Origin of the sequence: Streptomyces sp. WAC 01529 (genome assembly GCF_003945545.1) — a bacterium.
GTDB classification, from domain to species: Bacteria; Actinomycetota; Actinomycetes; order Streptomycetales; family Streptomycetaceae; genus Streptomyces; species Streptomyces anatolicus.
Window position 1 is genome coordinate 6,019,942 of sequence record NZ_CP029617.1, and the last position, 18,467, is coordinate 6,038,408.

Consider the following 18,467-nt stretch of genomic DNA (forward strand, 5'->3'; position numbering starts at 1 on the left):
GGACCGGACACGCGACTGAGCGGAACTGAGCGGGACTGAACAGGAGCTGCTGGGTGACGAGTGTGAACGTACGAACCGAATCCACATCGGAAGCGACATCGGAATCGGAAGACTCCGGACCCAGCGGCTACGCGGCGGCCCGGCTGCGGCTCCTCCACGAGGAGTCGCGGTCCGGGCCGCCGCGCCGTTCGGCCCTCTCCGGCCTGACGGACGACTGGCTGGCCGGGCTCTTCCAGGCGGGCTCCGAGAGCGTGCTGCGGGGCGTGGCGCTCGTCGCGGTGGGCGGGTACGGGCGAGGTGAGCTGTCGCCGCGCAGCGACCTCGACCTGCTCCTGCTGCACGACGCGAACGCCGACGCCGCCGAGGTGGCCGCCCTCGCCGACCGGCTCTGGTACCCCGTCTGGGACCTCGGGCTCGCCCTCGACCACTCCGTGCGTACGCCCTCACAGGCCCGCAAGACCGCGGGCGAGGACCTCAAGGTGCACCTCGGGCTGCTCGACGCGCGGCATGTCGCCGGGGACCTGGGGCTGACCGCGGGGCTGCGCACCGCCGTCCTCGCCGACTGGCGCAACCAGGCCCCGAAGCGGCTGCCCGAGCTGCGCGAGCTGTGCGAGGAACGGGCCGAGCGCCACGGCGAGTTGGGCCACCTCCTCGAACCCGACCTCAAGGAGGCGAGAGGCGGTCTGCGGGACGCCACCGCGCTGCGGGCCGTCGCCGCGTCCTGGCTCGCCGACGCGCCGCGCGAGGGCCTCGCCGACGCCCGGCGGCGGCTGCTGGACGTGCGCGACGCGCTGCACCTCGCCACCGGGCGGGCCACCGACCGGCTCGCCCTCCAGGAACAGGACCAGGTCGCCGCCGCGCTCGGCCTGCTGGACGCCGACATCTTGCTGCGACAGGTGTACGAATCCGCCCGCGTCGTCTCCTACGCGAGCGACGTCACCTGGCGCGAGGTCGGGCGCGTGCTGCGGGCCCGGTCCGTGCGGCCACGGCTGCGGGCCATGCTGGGCGGCCGGAGCGCGGTCGCCGAGCGGACGCCGCTTGCCGAGGGGGTCGTCGAGCACGACGGGGAGGTCGTGCTCGCCCGCACCGCCCGGCCCGAGCGCGACCCCGTCCTGCCGCTGCGGGCCGCCGCGGCCGCGGCGCAGGCCGGGCTCCCGCTCTCCCTGCACGCCGTGCGGCGGCTGGCCGCGTCCGTGAAGCCCCTGCCCACGCCGTGGCCCGCCGAGGCGCGCGAGCAGTTGGTGACGCTGCTCGGCGCCGGGCGGCCGACCGTCGAGGTGTGGGAAGCGCTGGAGGCGGAAGGCCTCATCACCCGGCTGCTCCCCGACTGGGAGCGGGTGCGGTGCCGGCCGCAGCGCAACGCCGTCCACACGTGGACCGTCGACCGGCATCTGGTGGAGACGGCGGTACGGGCCGCCGAGCTGACGCGGCGGGTCGGCCGGCCCGACCTGCTCCTGATCGCCGCGCTGCTGCACGACATCGGGAAGGGCTGGCCCGGGGACCACTCCGCGGCCGGGGAGATCATCGCCCGCGACGTCGCGGCGCGCGTGGGCTTCGACGCGGGCGACGTGGCCGTGGTCGCGTGTCTCGTACGGCACCACCTGCTGCTCGTCGAGACGGCGACGCGGCGTGACCTCGACGACCCGGCGACGGTCCGCGGGGTCGCCGAGGCCGTCGGGTCCGTGGGCACGCTGGAACTGCTGCACGCGCTGACCGAGGCGGACGCGCTCGCCACCGGCCCCGCGGCCTGGTCCGCGTGGCGGGGCGCACTGGTCGCCGATCTGGTGAAGCGGGTGGTGGCGGTGCTCTCCGGGGACGAGGCGGGCGTCGCCTCCGCCGAGGGGGCGGCGGACCGGCCGCCCACGGCTGAGCAGGAGCGGTTGGCGGTGGAGGCGTTCCGCACGGGCGGGCCGGTGCTCGCGTTGCGGGCGCGGGCGGAGGAGGAGGCCTCCGGTGGGCCCGAGCCGCTCGGTGTGGAGCTGCTCATCGCCGTGCCGGAGCAGGCCGGGGTGCTGTCCGCCGTGGCCGGGGTCCTCGCGGTGCACCGGCTCGCGGTGCGCACCGCGGAGCTGCGGGAGGTCGCGCTGCCGTCCGGGATCGAGGGCGTGGCGGGCTCGGTGCTGCTGCTCGACTGGCGGGTCGCGGCGGAGTACGGGTCCTTGCCGCAGGCCGCGCGGTTGCGGGCCGATCTGGTGCGGGCGCTGGACGGCTCGCTGGACATCGCGGGGCGGCTGCGGGAACGGGACGCGGCGTATCCCCGTCGGCGGGGGACGGTGGCGCCGCCTCCCCGGGTGACGGTGGCCTCGGCGGGCTCCCGGCTCGCGACGGTCATCGAGGTGCGCTCCCAGGACGCCCCGGGCCTGCTGCACCGGATCGGGCGGGCGCTGGAGGCGGCGGGGGTGGTGGTGCGCAGTGCGCATGTCTCGACGCTGGGGGCGAACGCGGTCGACGCCTTCTATGTGACCGGGGCGGATGGAGGGCCGCTCTCGGGGGAGCGGGCCGCGGAGGTCGCGCGGGGGGTGGAGGAGGGGCTGAGGGTTCTGGCGGGGAGCTAGGCCTGCCGAGCGCCCCGGGCGGGGTGAGGAAGAACCCGCCCAGCGCCCCAGGCACCGGGCCGCGCCAGATACTCTGGAAGGCGACCTGTCAGCCCGCCCCCAACTACGAGGATTCGCGACCGCCGTGTTCGATACTCTCTCCGACCGCCTCGCAGCGACATTCAAGAACCTCCGGGGCAAGGGCCGCCTGTCCGAGGCGGACATCGACGCCACGGCGCGCGAGATCCGCATCGCGCTGCTCGAAGCCGACGTCGCCCTGTCCGTCGTACGCGCCTTCATCAAGCAGATCAAGGAGCGCGCGGCCGGCGCCGAGGTCTCCCAGGCGCTGAACCCCGCCCAGCAGGTCATCAAGATCGTCAACGAGGAGCTCATCGGCATCCTCGGCGGCGAGACCCGACGCCTGCGCTTCGCCAAGACCGGGCCGACCGTCATCATGCTCGCCGGTCTCCAGGGTGCCGGTAAGACGACCCTCGCCGGAAAGCTCGGCCTCTGGCTGAAGGGGCAGGGCCACTCGCCGCTCCTGGTGGCGTGCGACCTCCAGCGTCCCAACGCCGTCAACCAGCTGAGCGTCGTCGCCGAGCGCGCCGGCGTCGGCGTCTACGCCCCCCAGCCGGGCAACGGCGTGGGCGACCCGGTGCAGGTCGCCAAGGACTCCATCGAGTTCGCCAAGACGAAGCAGTACGACGTCGTCATCGTCGACACCGCCGGCCGCCTCGGCATCGACCAGGAACTCATGCAGCAGGCCGCGGACATCCGCGACGCCGTCAGCCCGGACGAGGTCCTCTTCGTCGTCGACGCCATGATCGGTCAGGACGCGGTCAACACCGCCGAGGCCTTCCGCGACGGCGTCGGCTTCGACGGCGTGGTGCTCTCCAAGCTCGACGGTGACGCCCGCGGTGGTGCGGCGCTCTCCATCGCGCAGGTCACCGGCCGCCAGATCATGTTCGCCTCGAACGGCGAGAAGCTGGACGACTTCGACGCGTTCCACCCGGACCGCATGGCGTCCCGCATCCTCGGCATGGGCGACATGCTCACGCTCATCGAGAAGGCCGAGCAGACCTTCTCCCAGCAAGAGGCCGAGAAGATGGCCTCCAAGCTGGCGAGCAGCAAGGGCAAGGACTTCACGCTCGATGACTTCCTGGCCCAGATGGAGCAGGTCAGGAAGATGGGCAGCATCAGCAAGCTGCTCGGCATGATGCCCGGCATGGGGCAGATCAAGGACCAGATCAACAACATCGACGAGCGCGACGTCGACCGCACCGCCGCCATCATCAAGTCCATGACGCCCGCCGAGCGTCAGGAGCCCACGATCATCAACGGCTCCCGCCGCGCCCGTATCGCCAAGGGCTCCGGTGTCGAGGTCAGCGCGGTGAAGGGCCTCGTCGAGCGGTTCTTCGAGGCGCGCAAGATGATGTCCCGCATGGCCCAGGGCGGCGGCATGCCGGGTATGCCCGGACTGCCGGGCATGGGCGGCGGCGCCGGCAAGCAGAAGAAGAAGCAGAAGCAGGCCAAGGGCAAGCGCCGCTCCGGCAACCCGATGAAGCGCAAGCAGGAGGAGCTGGAGGCGGCCACGCGCCGCGAGCAGGCCGGCCAGGAGGGCGGCGCCTTCGGCCTTCCGGGCGGACAGGCCGGGCAGAACTTCGAGCTGCCGGACGAGTTCAAGAAGTTCATGGGCTGATTCGGGCTCATCGCGTTCGCCGCGCGAGCCGTAGCCACGTACGACATCCGGGGCGCCCCTCTCCACAGGGGCGCCCCGGGCGTTTTCCGGGGGAAGCGGCGCGGGTGCCGGGGTCTGTTTCGTGACGTAACGTCCGCATATGAGCAACCCTGTGCCACCGCGCCAGGCGCCCGATCAGCCGTGGCGCTCCGAGGGCGCGCCCCCGCCCGCCCCCACGCCCCCGCCGAAGAAGAAGATGCCGGGCGGCTGGGGCGGGCTGATCCTGACGGCTCTGCTCGTCTATCTCCTCGCCAACCTCGTGCTCTCCTTCTTCAACGAGGGCGACGAGCCGACCATCTCGTACACCGAGTTCAGCAAGCAGGTCGACTCCGGCAACGTCTCGAAGATCTACTCCAAGGGCGACGCGATCCAGGGGCAGCTCAAGAAGGAGCGGGAGAAGCCGGGGGACGAGAAGGGGAAGTACACCAAGTTCACCACCCAGCGCCCCGCCTTCGCCGACGACAAGCTCTGGGACGACCTGACCAAGCACGACGTCACCGTCACCGCCGAGCCCGTCGTCCAGGAGCGCAGCTTCCTCTCGAACCTGCTGATCTCGCTCGCCCCGATGCTGCTCCTCGTGGCGCTGTGGATCTTCATCGCCCGGCGCATGGCCTCGGGGATGGGCGGCGGGGGAGGGATGCTGGGGCGCAAGACGCCGCCCAAGCCGGTCGAGCTCGAGCCCGGCGCGAAGCGGACCACGTTCGAGGACGTGGCGGGCATCGACGAGGTCGAGGGCGAGCTGAACGACGTCGTCGACTTCCTCAAGAACCCCGACGCCTACCGCACGATGGGCGCCAAGATGCCGCGCGGCGTGCTCCTCGCGGGGCCGCCGGGCACCGGCAAGACCCTGCTCGCGCGGGCCGTCGCCGGCGAGGCGGGCGTGCCCTTCTTCTCCGCCTCCGCCTCCGGGTTCATCGAGATGATCGTGGGCGTGGGCGCCTCGCGCGTACGGGAACTCTTCGCCGAGGCCCGCAAGGTCGCCCCGTCGATCATCTTCATCGACGAGATCGACACCATCGGACGCGCGCGGGGCGGCGGCAGCGGCATGGGCGGCCACGACGAGCGTGAGCAGACGCTGAACCAGATCCTCACCGAGATGGACGGCTTCTCCGGGGCGGAAGGCGTCATCGTCCTCGCCGCCACCAACCGCGCCGACGTCCTCGACCCCGCCCTCACCCGCCCGGGCCGCTTCGACCGCGTCGTCAACGTCTCGCCCCCCGACCGCGGCGGGCGCGAGGCCATCCTCAGGATCCATACGAGGGCCATCCCGCTCGCCGACGACGTCGACCTCGCCCAGGTCGCCCGTACGACACCGGGCATGACCGGCGCCGAACTCGCCAACCTCGCCAACGAAGCCGCCCTCCTCGCCGTCAAGCGCAAGCAGAAGACGGTCACCCAGTCCGACCTCTCCGAAGCGATGGAGAAGGTCCAGCTGGGCGCCGAGCGGCCGCTGGTCATGCCGGAGGAGGAGCGTCGGCGCACGGCGTACCACGAGAGCGGGCACGCGCTGCTCGGCATGCTGCAACCCGGCGCCGACCCGGTCCGCAAGATCACGATCGTGCCGCGCGGCCGCGCCCTTGGCGTCACGCTTTCGACCCCCGACTCCGACAAGTACGCCTACACGGAGGAGTACCTCCGCGGCCGCATCATCGGCGCCCTAGGAGGCATGGCCGCCGAACACGTCGTCTACGGAGTCATCACCACCGGCGCCGAGAACGACCTGGAGCAGGTCACCAACATCGCCCGCGGCATGGTCGGCCGCTGGGGCATGAGCGAACTCGTGGGACGCCTCTCCGCGCTCCCGAGCGACGCCCAGCAGGCCTACGGGCTCTCCGCCGCCCCGCAGACGCTCGACACGATCGACGGCGAGATGCGGCGGATCGTCGACGAGTGCTACGAGAACGCCTGCCGCCAACTGCGCGACCACCGGGACCAGCTGGACGCGCTGGCCGCGGCGCTCCTTGAGAACGAGACCCTGGAGGAGGCGGACGCGTACCGCGTCGCCGGAGTCGTGCGGACCACCAAGAGCGGCTAACCCGCGGTCAGGAGCGTCAGTCCGCGGTCAGGAGCGGCCAGTCCGCGGCTCAGGGCGTACGCGCGATCAGGTACCGGAAGACGTTCGGCATCCACACCGTCCCGTCCCGGCGCCGATGCGGATGCAGCGCCTCCGTCAGCTCCTTGTCGACCTGCGCCTTGTCCGTCGCGCCGACCGCCGCGTCGAACAGGCCCGTCGAGAGCAGCCCCCGGACCGCGCTCTCCACATCCGCGTACCCGAACGGGCACGCGACCCGCCCCGAGCCGTCCGGCTTGAGGCCCGCCCGCTGGGCGACGTCCTCCAGATCGTCCCGCGACGCCGGGCGCCAGCTGCCCGCACCGCGCAGGGGGTCGGCGAGCTTGGTCGCCACCTTCATGACGGTGGAGGTGGCACAGCGCTCCGGAGGACCCCATCCGGCGAGCACCACCGCGGCGCCGTGTCCGGCGAGCGGGGCCGCCGCCTCCAGGAGACCGGTGAGCCCTTCGGAGTCGCCCGCCATGCAGCCGATCGGCTGGAACGCGGTGACGAGGTTGTACGCGGGCACGCCCGGGCCCGCCGCGTCCGCGGGGCCGCCTTCGACGAGCCGCGCGTCGGTACGCGCGCGTGCCTGCGAGGCGGCCTCCGGAGAAAGCCGCTCCCGCGCGAGGGCCAGCCGTTCGGGAGCCGACGCGTCGACACCGGTGACCGCGGCGCCCCGGGACGCCGCCATCAGCAGGGCGAGCCCGGATCCGCAGCCGAGGCCGAGCAGCCGGGTGCCACCGCCCACGTCGAGCCGTTCGTACACCGCTTCATAGAGCGGGACCAGCATCCGTTCCTGGATCTCCGCCCAGTCACGCGCGCGTGCACCGAGGTCCACACGGGGCGCCGAGCCCGCGCGAGGGAGGTGCGACTGCACGAGTGTTGGTGTCATCGAAAGCGCCCCAATCCGCCGAGAGTTATAGCCGTGCCGGTGATCAACGGTTCGTCCGCCCCCGTGCAGTGCGCTCGCACTCTCCCCCGTATGCCAGAGAACTCCGCATCCGTCGCGGCGTCCAGGGGTTGTGGGCCAATGCTTGTGCGCCGCCGGTGGCCGGTCGCGTAGGGCGGGGCGGTGCCGGGCGCCGAGGAGACCCCGGGTAACGTCGGCCGGAGACGGCGCCGGCCCCAGCTGGAGGCGGCGCGAGCCCCGGAGTGAGGGCTTGGCCTACGCGCCGGGGCGTACGCGCCGCTACGTACCGGCTTGGTGGGAGCTGTGAGGCTTCTCCGCAGATCAGCGCACCCGCCCTCGTCCGGACGCATCAATGGCAACTGACGGGTACGTGCAAATTATTTGGGATGCCCCGGAATGGAACCCCCGGGGCACCCGGCTCGTTGTCACGACGTGAGCACGACACCACCTGTTCTCGCCGCAGAGCTGGCACAGGCGTGGGCCGACATTCAGCGGCACCACCCCGAGCTGCCCGATCTTGCCGCGCCCGAATCCCTGATCGGAGAGTCGTCGTCCGCCTGCGGCGCCGAGCTCTCCTTCGAGCGACTGCTTCACGAGGCAGTCCATGGCATCGCCGCCTCGCGCGGCGTACGCGACACCTCACGCGCCGGCCGCTATCACAACCGGCGGTTCCTGGCGATCGCCGAGGAGCTGGGCCTCGACCATCCCGAGGAGCCACATCCGAGCAGTGGCTTCTCCCTGGTCACGCTCAACCCCGACGCCAAGCGGCGGTATCGCCCGACGATCGAGCGACTGCAGCGTGCCCTGAAGGCGCACACCGCGGCGACGACCGCGGACACCGCGCGCAGCTTCCGGGGCCCGGCCGCCCGGCACGGCTCCTCCGGAGGCGGTGTGCGCGTGAAGGCGGTCTGCGACTGCGGGCGCAACGTCCGCGTGGTCCCGTCGGTGCTCGCCCAGGCGCCCATCATGTGCGGCGGCTGCGGCAAGCCCTTCCGCATCCCGGAAGCGGTCGGCGCGGGCGTGGGCTGAGCAGGAGCGGGGCGCCCCGACCGGGTGCGGGTGCCCCGGCGACGTATGGCACAATGGCTAGCTGTACTCGACAGTCGCATAGGACCCCTCTCTCCTCCGGCTGACGCGTCCATCGGGCACTCGAGTACCGCAACCCCACGCGGCATCCCGTTGTGCCCACCCACGTCAAGACCAGGAGACACCACTCCCGTGGCAGTCAAGATCAAGCTGAAGCGTCTGGGCAAGATCCGTTCGCCTCACTACCGCATCGTCGTCGCCGACTCCCGTACCCGCCGTGACGGCCGGGCCATCGAGGAGATCGGCCTGTACCACCCGGTGCAGAACCCCTCGCGCATCGAGGTCAACTCGGAGCGTGCCCAGTACTGGCTGTCCGTCGGCGCCCAGCCGACCGAGCCGGTCATGGCGATCCTCAAGCTCACCGGCGACTGGCAGAAGCACAAGGGCCTGCCGGCCCCGGCGCCGCTGAAGGTCGCCGAGCCCAAGGACAAGCGCGCCGCGTTCGATGCCTTCACCAAGGGCCTCGAGGGCGACGACGCCAAGGGTGAGGCCATCACCCAGAAGGCCAAGAAGGCTGACAAGAAGGCGGACGAGGCCGAAGCCACGTCCACCGAGTCGACCGAGGCCTGAGCATGCTCGAGGAGGCTCTCGAGCACCTCGTGAAGGGCATCGTCGACAACCCCGACGACGTGCAGGTGGCCTCGCGCAACCTGCGCCGCGGGCGCGTCCTCGAGGTCCGGGTCCACCCGGACGACCTCGGCAAGGTGATCGGTCGTAACGGCCGCACCGCGCGTGCTCTGCGTACCGTCGTGGGCGCCATCGGCGGCCGCGGTGTCCGCGTCGACCTCGTCGACGTGGACCAGGTTCGCTGAACCGGGTTCCCAGAACCACAGCAGCACCGGCTCGGGCCGGGGAGGGCTTCAGGGCCCTCCCCGGCCCGTAGTCGTTGGATGAGGAGAAACGCAGTGCAGTTGGTAGTCGCCCGCATCGGCCGTGCCCACGGCATCAAGGGTGAGGTCACCGTCGAGGTCCGCACCGACGAGCCGGAGCTGCGGCTCGGCCCCGGCGCCGTCCTCGCCACGGAGCCCGCCTCCATCGGCCCGCTGACCATCGAGACCGGCCGGGTGCACAGCGGCCGTCTCCTGCTGCGCTTCGAGGGCGTGCGCGACCGCACGGGCGCCGAGGCGCTGCGCAACACGCTCCTGATCGCCGAGGTGGACCCGCAGGAGCTGCCCGAGGAAGAGGACGAGTACTACGACCACCAGCTCATGGACCTCGACGTCGTCACCAAGGACGGCGAGGAGGTCGGCCGGATCACCGAGATCTCGCACCTGCCCTCGCAGGACCTCTTCATCGTGGAGCGCCCCGACGGCAGCGAGGTGATGATCCCCTTCGTCGGGGAGATCGTCACCGAGATCGACCTGGAGGAGCAGAAGGCCGTCATCGACCCGCCCCCCGGCCTGATCGACGACCGCGCCGAGATCGCCTCCGCGCGGGACGCCGAGGCGGCCTCTTCGCAGGGCGAGCAGGCCTCTTCGAAGGACGCGCCGACCTCGGAGGACCAGGCGTAATGCGGCTCGACGTCGTCACGATCTTCCCCGAGTACCTGGAGCCCCTGAACGTCTCCCTCGTGGGCAAGGCACGCGCGCGTGGGCAGCTCGACGTGAAGGTGCACGACCTCAGGGAGTGGACGTACGACCGCCACAACACGGTCGACGACACCCCCTACGGCGGCGGTCCCGGCATGGTCATGAAGACCGACCCCTGGGGCGCGGCCCTCGACGACGTGCTCGCGCAGGGGTACGAGTCCGGGGCCCACGGCCCCGTCATGGTCGTCCCCACGCCCAGCGGCCGCCCCTTCACCCAGGAACTCGCCGTGGAGCTCTCCGAGCGCCCCTGGCTGGTCTTCACGCCCGCGCGCTACGAGGGCATCGACCGGCGCGTCATGGACGAGTACGCGACCCGTGTGCCCGTCTACGAGGTGTCCATCGGCGACTACGTCCTCGCGGGCGGGGAAGCGGCCGTCCTGGTCATCACGGAGGCGGTGGCCAGGCTGCTGCCCGGCGTCCTCGGCAACGCCGAGTCCCACCAGGACGACTCCTTCGCGCCCGGCGCCATGGCCAACCTCCTCGAAGGCCCCGTCTACACCAAGCCTCCCCAGTGGCGCGGTCACGGCATCCCGGACGTCCTGCTCAGCGGCCACCACGGCAAGATCGCGCGCTGGCGGCGGGACGAGGCGCTGCGCCGTACCACCCGCAACAGGCCCGACCTCATTGAGCGTTGCGACCCCAAGGCCTTCGACAAGAAGGACCGCGAGATGCTCTCGATCCTGGGGTGGCGGCCGGGGCCCGACGGCCGATTTGGGCGGGACCCCGAGGCCGTGGAAGAATAGGCCGCTGCTGTACGTCCAGCGTGCGCCCCTGCCACAGGGGGAAAGACGCCCGCCCGACGCGATCAGCTACCGAAACCTCCTCTCCACGTACCGCTGATGACCTGTGGCATCAGCGAAGAAAGCAGACGATCATGGCTAACCTGCTCGACTCCGTCGACAGCGCGTCGCTGCGCAGCGACATCCCGGCGTTCCGCCCGGGTGACACCGTCAACGTCCACGTCCGCGTCATCGAGGGCAACCGCTCCCGTGTGCAGCAGTTCAAGGGCGTAGTCATCCGCCGCCAGGGTGCCGGCGTGCGCGAGACCTTCACGGTCCGCAAGGTCTCCTTCTCCGTCGGCGTCGAGCGCACCTTCCCGGTGCACACGCCGATCGTCGAGAAGATCGAGCTGGTCACCCGCGGTGACGTGCGTCGCGCGAAGCTGTACTACCTCCGTGACCTGCGCGGCAAGGCCGCGAAGATCAAGGAGAAGCGCGACAACTGAGCTTCCGCGCGAGTCCACAGCCGGGCCGGATAGCATCTGGCCCCGATGGACACCGAAGCACAGCACACGGAGCGCGACCGCTCCTCCGCACCCTCCGATTCCGGGGACGTCCCGCACGTCACCGAGGCATCCGAGGAGACGGAGGAGCGGTCGCGCTCCGTTTTCATGTCGCTCCTCGCCCGGCTCCCGGGCGGCGGGCTCACGCTGACGTTCCTGCTGTGCGTGGGGGCCCTGCTCCTCGTCAGCGCCTTCGTGGTGCAGCCCTTCCAGATCCCCAGCGGCTCCATGGAGCCCGCGTTCCGGGTCGGTGACCGGGTGCTCGTCAACAAGTTGGCGTACCGTTTCGGGTCCGAGCCGCAGCGGGGTGACGCGGTCGTCTTTGACGGCAGCGGCTACTTCGGAGACGCCGACTACATCAAGCGGGTCGTGGGCACCGGCGGAGACCGGGTGGTCTGCTGCGAGGGGGGAGGCATCAAGGTGAACGGCGAACCCGTCGACGAGCCCTACCTGTACCCGGGGGACAGACCCTCGACGGTGCCCTTCGATGTCGTCGTCCCCGAAGGCAGCCTCTTCCTCCTCGGCGACCACCGCAGCGACTCGCGTGACTCCCGCGACCACCTGGGGGAGCCCGGCGGCGGCATGATCCCCGTGGAGGAGGTCATCGGCCGCGCCGACTGGATCGCCTGGCCGATCGGCCACTGGACCTCCCTGGAGCGTCCCGACGGCTACGCGCGCGTGCCCGAGCCGGGCGGCACGCATGGGTAACCGCGGGCGGACACGCGCCGCGGGCCACCGTGCCGACACCCGGCTGCCCACCGGCTCCCGGCCCACCAGCGGGCCCGTGCTGCCGGGCCGGGCCGACCGGCGCAAGCTGGCGAAGAAGGTCAAGCGGCGCAGGCGGCGCTCGGCGATCAAGGAGATACCCCTCCTCATAGGTGTGGCACTGCTCATAGCCCTCGTCCTGAAGACCTTCCTGGTGCAGGCCTTCGTGATCCCCTCCGGCTCCATGGAGCAGACGATCCGCATCGGGGACCGGGTCCTGGTCGACAAGCTCACCCCCTGGTTCGGGTCGAAGCCGGAGCGCGGCGACGTCGTCGTCTTCAAGGACCCCGGCAACTGGCTCGAAGAGGAGCAGGGCAAGAAGAAGGACGACCCGGTGGTCGTCAAGCAGGTCAAGGAAGGCCTGACCCAGATCGGTCTGCTGCCCTCCGACAGCGAGCGGGACCTGATCAAGCGCGTGGTCGGCGTCGGCGGCGACACGGTGAAGTGCTGCGACAAGAACGACAAGGTCACCGTCAACGGCGTGCCGCTCGACGAGCCCTACATCCACCCCGGTGACAAGCCCTCGGCCTTCGAGTTCGAGGTGAAGGTCCCCAAGGGGCGCCTCTTCATGATGGGCGACCACCGCAGCGACTCGGCCGACTCCCGCTTCCACCGCACGGAGAAGTTCGCCGGCACGGTCTCCGAGGACGAGGTCGTCGGGCGCGCCCTCGTCATCGCCTGGCCCTTCGGCCACTGGAGCAAACTGGAGGAGCCGGACACGTACGCCTCCGTGCCCGACGCGCGTACAGGGTCGGACACCGCCACAGGCGTGTCGCATAGGGTGGCTTCCGGCGATCGATACGGATTGATCCGACTCCCGACCCCTGCGGAACTCCCGCTCGTTATGGGAGTGGTGGGCCTGCATCGCATCTGGGGCAGGCGGCGGCACGGACTGAGGAGTGGATGTGGGGGATTTGGCGGTCGGCGCACGATCCGGACACGAGGGGCCCGAGGAGCGACCGGGACGATCCGACGAGCCGGGCGTCGAGGCCGCCGCGGGCGGTGCGCACCCCGGGAGTGACCCCGCGGACGGCGACGGGGCGAAGAGCGAGCAGGACGCCAAGCAGCCGAAGAAGCCGCGCTCCTTCTGGAAGGAGCTGCCGCTCCTCATCGGCATCGCGCTGGTCCTGGCGCTGGTGATCAAGTCCTTCCTGGTCCAGGCGTTCTCGATCCCCTCGGACTCGATGCAGAACACCCTCCAGCAGGGCGACCGCGTCCTCGTCGACAAGCTGACGCCGTGGTTCGGCTCCGAGCCCGAGCGCGGCGAGGTCGTCGTCTTCAAGGACCCGGGCCACTGGCTGGACGGCGAGCCCACACCCGACCCGAACGCGGTGCAGCGGGTCCTCGGCTGGATCGGCCTGATGCCGTCCGCCGACGAGAAGGACCTCATCAAGCGCGTCATCGCGGTCGGCGGCGACACCGTGGAGTGCAAGGGCACCGGACCGGTGAAGGTCAACGGCAAGGCGCTGAACGAGCCGTACGTATTCCCGGGGAACACCCCGTGCACCGTCGACGACCAGGGCGGTCAGTTCAAGAAGACCGTCCCCAAGGGCAAGATCTGGGTGATGGGCGACCACCGGCAGAACTCGCTGGACTCCCGCTACCACCAGAACCAGCCCGGCGGCGGCGCCGTCCCCGTGGACAACGTGGTGGGCCGCGCCATCGTGATCGCCTGGCCGCCCACCCGCTGGGCGACGCTCCCCAAGCCGGACACCTTCGACCAGCCCGGCATCAACGCCCTGTCCAGCGCGGCCCCCGGCGTCCTCGGCCTCGCCGGTGCCGTACCGCTCGTGCTGTGGCGCAGGCGGCGGCTGACGGTCGCGGCCGCGCGCGGCGCGAGGGTTTCTGGCGGCAGTACCGCCGGGTAGGGTGCCGTCCCAGATCGCCGATCTTCCGCCGCCCGTAGGCACGGGCGGCGGGGTCGTCTCCGAGACGGGGGAGCACCGGGATGAGCAGGACACGTCGTACGGACGAGGGCCAGGGCAGGCTCGGCAGCGTGCTGTCGGGTGTTGCCGTGGCCCTCGGCTGTGTGCTCTTCCTCGGCGGGTTCGTCTGGGGCGCGGTGCTCTACCAGCCGTACACGGTGCCCACCGGGTCCATGACGCCGACGATCGGCTCGGGCGACCGGGTGCTCGCCCAGCGCATCGACGGGGACGCGGTGCGCCGCGGTGACGTCGTCGTCTTCGAACAGTCGGCCTGGGGCGACCTGCCGATGGTCAAGCGTGTGGTCGGCATAGGCGGGGACAAGATCGCCTGCTGCGAGGACGGCAAGCTGACCGTCAACGGCAAGGAAGTCGCAGAACCGTATCTCCCGAAGGGCCAGGGCGCCTCGGCCACCGGCATCCCCACCACGACGGTCCCTGAGGGGCGCCTGTTCCTGCTGGGTGACGAGCGCAGCGGCTCCCTGGACTCCAGCGTGCACCTGGACGACGGGGACCACGGCTCGGTGCCGCGCGACGCGGTGAAGGCACGGGTCGACGCGGTGGCCTGGCCGTTGGGCGAGTCCGGCATGCTGGAGCGCCCGGAGGGCTTCGCGGACATGCCGGGCGGGATCTCCGAACCCGGACCGCTGCGCCTGATGGTGACCGCGATCCTGGTGGGCATGGTGCTCATCCTCGGCGGCGCCGCGTACGGCCCGGTGGCAAGGCTCCTCGGGCGCGGCCGTGGCAGGAGCGGTACGAGGGAGGCCGTCGGTGCCGGCTGAGGAGGCGAGCGCCGCTGCCGGCGAGGCCGAGGCATCGCTGACGGGGCGTCCGCTGCGCAGGGTCGCCCGTGTGGTGCTCCTCGACCCCGACGACCGCATCCTGCTGCTGCACGGCCATGAGCCGGGCGACCCCGCGGACGACTGGTGGTTCACGCCGGGCGGCGGCCTGGAGGGCGACGAGACGCGGGAGCGGGCCGCCCTGCGCGAGCTGCGCGAGGAGACCGGCATCACGGAGGTCGAGCTGGGCCCGGTGCTGTGGCGCCGGGTCTGCTCCTTCCCCTTCGCCGGACGCCGCTGGGACCAGGACGAGTGGTACTACCTCGCGCGTACGTCACAGACGGCGACCGTCGCCGAGGGGCTGACGGAGCTGGAACGCCGCAGTGTCGCCGGAGCACGTTGGTGGACGTGCCGGGAACTGACCGAGGCTCATGAGACGGTGTACCCGACCAGGCTCGCCGAGCTGTTTCGCAGACTGCTCGACGAGGGGCCCCCGGACCGGCCCGAGATCCTCGACACGGAAATCGCGTAGGGGCTCGCGGGGCTGACGCACAATAGGGGGACGCACGGCTGAAGGGGAACATGCCATGAGCGCCGAGGACCTCGAGAAGTACGAGACCGAGATGGAGCTGAAGCTCTACCGGGAGTACCGCGATGTCGTCGGTCTGTTCAAATACGTGATCGAGACCGAGCGGCGCTTCTACCTCACCAACGATTACGAGATGCAGGTGCACTCGGTCCAGGGTGAGGTTTTCTTTGAGGTGTCCATGGCGGACGCCTGGGTGTGGGACATGTACCGGCCCGCGCGGTTCGTGAAGCAGGTGCGGGTGCTCACGTTCAAGGACGTGAACATTGAGGAGCTGAACAAGAGCGATCTTGAGCTGCCGGGGGGCTGAGGGTGCTGACCGGCCGGGTCGCAGGCTCGGGTTGCTGGGTGCTGAGCCGCCGGACTCCGGGCGGCTGGGGGCGCTGAGCCGCTGAGTTCACTCGGCGGGGTGGCGGAGTTTTCCACAACCGGCGAGTAGTGCACCAAGATCCAATAGCTGCGGGTCGATCCGTGACCGTGGGTGCCGGAGGTGGTGCCGACATGAACGCACGGGGAGCACTCGGCAAGTACGGCGAAGACCTGGCCGCGCGGCGGCTGGTCGACGCGGGGATGACGGTCCTGGAGCGCAATTGGCGCGCGGGCAGGACCGGCGAGATCGACATCGTGGCGATGGACGGCGAGGCCCTCGTCGTCTGCGAGGTCAAGACGCGCAGGGCGGGCCTTGTCGGCTCCGCGCTGTTCGAGCATCCGATGGCGGCCGTAAGCCAGATCAAGGCGGAGCGGCTGCGGCGGCTGGCGGAGCGCTGGATCGAGGAGCGCGGTGGCCCACCGCCCGGCGGCGTCCGCATCGACCTGGTGGGCGTGCTGATCCCGCGCCGCGGCGCTCCCGTGGTCGAGCACGCCCGGGGGGTGGCGTGATGGGATTCGCGCGTACGTGCTCCGTGGCGCTCGTCGGCGTCGAGGGCGTGGTCGTCGAGGTGCAGGCCGATCTGGAGCCGGGTGTCGCCGCGTTCACGCTGGTGGGGCTGCCGGACAAGAGCCTGACGGAGAGCCGGGACCGGGTCAGGGCCGCCGTGGTCAACTCGGGCGGGGAGTGGCCCCAGAAGAAGCTCACGGTGGGGCTGAGCCCGGCGTCGGTCCCCAAAGGCGGCAGCGGTTTCGACCTCGCCGTGGCGTGCGCGGTCCTCGGGGCGGCCGAGCGGATCGATCCCAGAGTGCTCGCCGACATCGTCATGATCGGTGAACTGGGGCTCGACGGGAGGGTGCGCCCGGTCCGCGGAGTGCTGCCGGCGGTCCTGGCCGCGGCGGACGCGGGGTACGAACAGGTGGTCGTCCCGGAGTGCACGGCCGCGGAGGCCTCCCTGGTGCCGGGGGTCTCGGTCCTCGGGGTGCGCAGCCTGCGACAGCTCATCGCGGTGCTCACCGACGAGCCGGTGCCGCAGGAGGAGCCGGACGAGCCGGGGCGGCCCGACCCCATGCTCGCCGGGCTCTGCGTCCCGGGCACCGGGGTCGGCACGGGCCTCGGCGGCGCGATGGACGACGCCCACGCGCTGGACCTGGCCGATGTCGTCGGGCAGACCTCGGCGAGGACCGCCGTGGAGGTGGCCGCCGCCGGAGCGCACCACCTCTTTCTTCAGGGCCCGCCCGGCGCGGGCAAGACCATGCTCGCGGAGCGGCTGCCGGCGATCCTGCCGCGGCTGACCCGCGAGGAGTCCCTGGAAGTGACGGCGGTCCACTCGGTGGCGGGCATGCTCCCGCCGGGCAAACCGCTGGTGGACCTCGCGCCGTACTGCGCGCCGCACCACTCCGCGACGATGCAGTCGCTCGTGGGCGGCGGCAAGGGACTGGCACGGCCGGGAGCGGTCTCGTTGGCTCATCGAGGAGTGCTTTTCCTGGACGAGGCGCCGGAGTTCAGCAGCCAGACCCTGGACTCCCTGCGGCAGCCGCTCGAGTCCGGCCATGTGGTGATCGCTCGCAGCGCGGGGGTGGTGCGGCTGCCCGCGAAATTCCTGATGGTGCTCGCGGCCAACCCCTGTCCTTGCGGGCGGCACACCCTGCTCGGCGACGGCTGTGAGTGCCCGGCCTCCGTGGTCCGGCGCTATCAGGCCCGCCTCTCGGGGCCGCTGCTCGACCGGGTCGACCTGAAGGTGGAGGTGGAGGCCGTCACCCGGTCCGAACTGGCCGGGTACGGCACGAAGGGCGAGTCCACGCGGACCGTCGCCGACCGGGTGCGCGCCGCGCGCGAGAGAGCGGCGGCCAGGCTGTCCGGCACCGGCTGGCGGACCAACAGCGAGGTCCCCGGGCATGCGTTGCGCACCCGCTGGCCCGCCGCCCCGGGAGCGCTGGACGCGGCCGAGCTGGACCTGGAGCGCGGCTTCCTGACGGCCCGTGGGCTCGACCGCGTCCTGCGGGTGGCGTGGACCGTGGCGGACCTGGCGGGGCACGACCGGCCCTGCGCGCAAGACGTCGCCCTGGCACTCCAGCTGCGCACGGGGATCTCGCGCGGGGTGCCGATGCCGCTCGGGGTGCCGAGGTGAGCCCCGGGCCGCCGACGGACGAGGAGCGGCTGGCCCGGGTCGCCCTGACGCGGGTGATCGAGCCCGGGGACGTGGTCGGGGGCAGGTGGCTGCGGGAGGCCGGGGCCGTCGAGGTGCTGCGCAGGATCGGCGGGGAGGAGGAGCGGTTGCCGGGGGTGACCGCGCGGCGGTGGGAGGGGCTGCGGGCGCGGGCCGCCGGAGTGCGGCCGGAGCGGGATCTGGCGGCGGCGCGGGACGTCGGGGCGCGGTTCGTCTGCCCGGGGGACGCGGAGTGGCCGCTGCCCCTCGACGACCTGGGGGACGCCCGGCCGATCGGGCTCTGGGTGCGCGGACGGCCGTCGCTCCGGATATGGGCGGTGCGGTCGGTGGCCGTCGTCGGAGCCCGGGCCTGCACGCAGTACGGCGCGCATATGGCCGCCGACCTCGGCGCGGGGCTCGCGGAGCGCGGCTGGGTCGTCGTCTCCGGCGGCGCGTACGGCGTGGACGGCGCCGCGCACCGCGGGGCGCTCGGGGCGGGTGGGGCCACCGTGGCCGTGCTGGCCTGCGGGGTGGACCGGCCCTACCCCCGCGGGCACACCCAGTTGATCGGGCGGATCGCGGAACAGGGTCTCGTGATCGGGGAGTTGCCGCCGGGGGACCATCCCACGCCGAGCCGGTTCATCCTGCGGAACAGGGTGATCCTCGCTTCTCTGGGGGAGTGACTGTGGTGCAAGGCACTTAGAGGT

Annotated in this window: 18 protein-coding genes and 1 pseudogene; 18 read left to right on the plus strand and 1 reads right to left on the minus strand. The window is 71.8% G+C overall.

What is annotated here, in order from left to right; all coding sequences use genetic code 11:
- Positions 1-62 precede the first annotated feature (62 nt).
- The 3 genes from DMA15_RS27060 to ftsH all read left to right on the plus strand — a co-directional run bounded on the left by DMA15_RS27060 (position 63) and on the right by ftsH (position 6,307).
- On the plus strand, positions 63-2,555 hold the full coding sequence (locus tag DMA15_RS27060) for a [protein-PII] uridylyltransferase (RefSeq protein ID WP_125518021.1): 2,493 nt from the start codon (positions 63-65) through the stop codon (positions 2,553-2,555).
- Between the two features lie 124 nt (positions 2,556-2,679).
- On the plus strand, positions 2,680-4,233 hold the full coding sequence (gene ffh, locus DMA15_RS27065; RefSeq protein WP_125515353.1) for a signal recognition particle protein: 1,554 nt from the start codon (positions 2,680-2,682) through the stop codon (positions 4,231-4,233).
- Positions 4,234-4,372: 139 nt separating this feature from the next.
- A complete protein-coding gene (ftsH, locus tag DMA15_RS27070) occupies positions 4,373-6,307 on the plus strand; it encodes an ATP-dependent zinc metalloprotease FtsH (protein ID WP_125515354.1) in 1,935 nt (644 codons plus the stop codon).
- A 49-nt stretch (positions 6,308-6,356) separates the two neighbouring features.
- Here the strand turns inward: ftsH and DMA15_RS27075 are convergent, their stop codons facing one another.
- Positions 6,357-7,217 carry an SAM-dependent methyltransferase gene (locus DMA15_RS27075; RefSeq protein ID WP_125515355.1) on the minus strand — a complete coding sequence of 287 codons (861 nt, stop codon included), beginning with the start codon at positions 7,215-7,217 and terminating at the stop codon, positions 6,357-6,359.
- 414 nt (positions 7,218-7,631) lie between these two features.
- Between DMA15_RS27075 and DMA15_RS27080 the strand changes: the two genes are divergently transcribed.
- From DMA15_RS27080 to DMA15_RS27150, 15 genes and pseudogenes are all read left to right on the plus strand, one after another.
- Positions 7,632-8,264 (plus strand): hypothetical protein, encoded by a 633-nt coding sequence (locus tag DMA15_RS27080; protein ID WP_164551836.1) that lies wholly within the window; start codon positions 7,632-7,634, stop codon positions 8,262-8,264.
- Positions 8,265-8,453: 189 nt separating this feature from the next.
- Positions 8,454-8,891, plus strand: coding sequence for a 30S ribosomal protein S16 (gene rpsP / locus DMA15_RS27085; protein ID WP_125515357.1), 438 nt, complete (start codon positions 8,454-8,456; stop codon positions 8,889-8,891).
- A 2-nt stretch (positions 8,892-8,893) separates the two neighbouring features.
- Positions 8,894-9,133, plus strand: coding sequence for an RNA-binding protein (locus DMA15_RS27090; RefSeq protein ID WP_014176063.1), 240 nt, complete (start codon positions 8,894-8,896; stop codon positions 9,131-9,133).
- Between the two features lie 93 nt (positions 9,134-9,226).
- Positions 9,227-9,832 (plus strand): ribosome maturation factor RimM, encoded by a 606-nt coding sequence (rimM, locus tag DMA15_RS27095; protein ID WP_125515358.1) that lies wholly within the window; start codon positions 9,227-9,229, stop codon positions 9,830-9,832.
- Positions 9,832-10,653 (plus strand): tRNA (guanosine(37)-N1)-methyltransferase TrmD, encoded by an 822-nt coding sequence (gene trmD, locus DMA15_RS27100; RefSeq protein ID WP_125515359.1) that lies wholly within the window; start codon positions 9,832-9,834, stop codon positions 10,651-10,653. The genes rimM and trmD overlap by 1 nt, the downstream gene beginning before the upstream one ends.
- 131 nt (positions 10,654-10,784) lie before the next feature.
- Positions 10,785-11,135, plus strand: coding sequence for a 50S ribosomal protein L19 (gene rplS / locus DMA15_RS27105; RefSeq protein WP_030787595.1), 351 nt, complete (start codon positions 10,785-10,787; stop codon positions 11,133-11,135).
- Positions 11,136-11,180: 45 nt separating this feature from the next.
- Complete coding sequence (gene lepB / locus DMA15_RS27110; RefSeq protein WP_125515360.1) at positions 11,181-11,900, plus strand: signal peptidase I; 720 nt, start codon at positions 11,181-11,183, stop codon at positions 11,898-11,900.
- The gene (lepB, locus tag DMA15_RS27115; RefSeq protein WP_125515361.1) at positions 11,893-12,978 is read left to right on the plus strand and encodes a signal peptidase I; all 1,086 of its coding nucleotides are present in this window, start codon (positions 11,893-11,895) and stop codon (positions 12,976-12,978) included. The genes lepB (DMA15_RS27110) and lepB (DMA15_RS27115) overlap by 8 nt, the downstream gene beginning before the upstream one ends.
- On the plus strand, positions 12,863-13,825 hold the full coding sequence (lepB, locus tag DMA15_RS27120) for a signal peptidase I (protein ID WP_125515362.1): 963 nt from the start codon (positions 12,863-12,865) through the stop codon (positions 13,823-13,825). Before lepB (DMA15_RS27115) ends, lepB (DMA15_RS27120) begins: the two co-directional genes overlap by 116 nt.
- Before the next feature lie 80 nt (positions 13,826-13,905).
- Positions 13,906-14,661: a signal peptidase I gene (gene lepB, locus DMA15_RS27125; protein WP_125515363.1), complete on the plus strand. Its 756-nt coding sequence runs from the start codon at positions 13,906-13,908 to the stop codon at positions 14,659-14,661.
- A 37-nt stretch (positions 14,662-14,698) separates the two neighbouring features.
- Entirely contained in the window at positions 14,699-15,190 is a 492-nt protein-coding gene (locus DMA15_RS27130; protein ID WP_240660266.1) for an NUDIX hydrolase, read from the plus strand.
- A gap of 55 nt (positions 15,191-15,245) precedes the next feature.
- Positions 15,246-15,554 (plus strand): DUF2469 domain-containing protein, encoded by a 309-nt coding sequence (locus DMA15_RS27135; protein ID WP_003965949.1) that lies wholly within the window; start codon positions 15,246-15,248, stop codon positions 15,552-15,554.
- Positions 15,555-15,745: 191 nt separating this feature from the next.
- On the plus strand, positions 15,746-16,123 hold the full coding sequence (locus DMA15_RS27140) for a YraN family protein (protein WP_164551837.1): 378 nt from the start codon (positions 15,746-15,748) through the stop codon (positions 16,121-16,123).
- The gene (locus DMA15_RS27145; protein WP_125515366.1) at positions 16,123-17,742 is read left to right on the plus strand and encodes a YifB family Mg chelatase-like AAA ATPase; all 1,620 of its coding nucleotides are present in this window, start codon (positions 16,123-16,125) and stop codon (positions 17,740-17,742) included. The genes DMA15_RS27140 and DMA15_RS27145 overlap by 1 nt, the downstream gene beginning before the upstream one ends.
- Positions 17,739-18,422, plus strand: a pseudogene (locus DMA15_RS27150) (DNA-processing protein DprA); the annotation flags it as partial. The gene DMA15_RS27145 and the pseudogene DMA15_RS27150, both read left to right, overlap by 4 nt.
- Positions 18,423-18,467 lie beyond the last annotated feature (45 nt).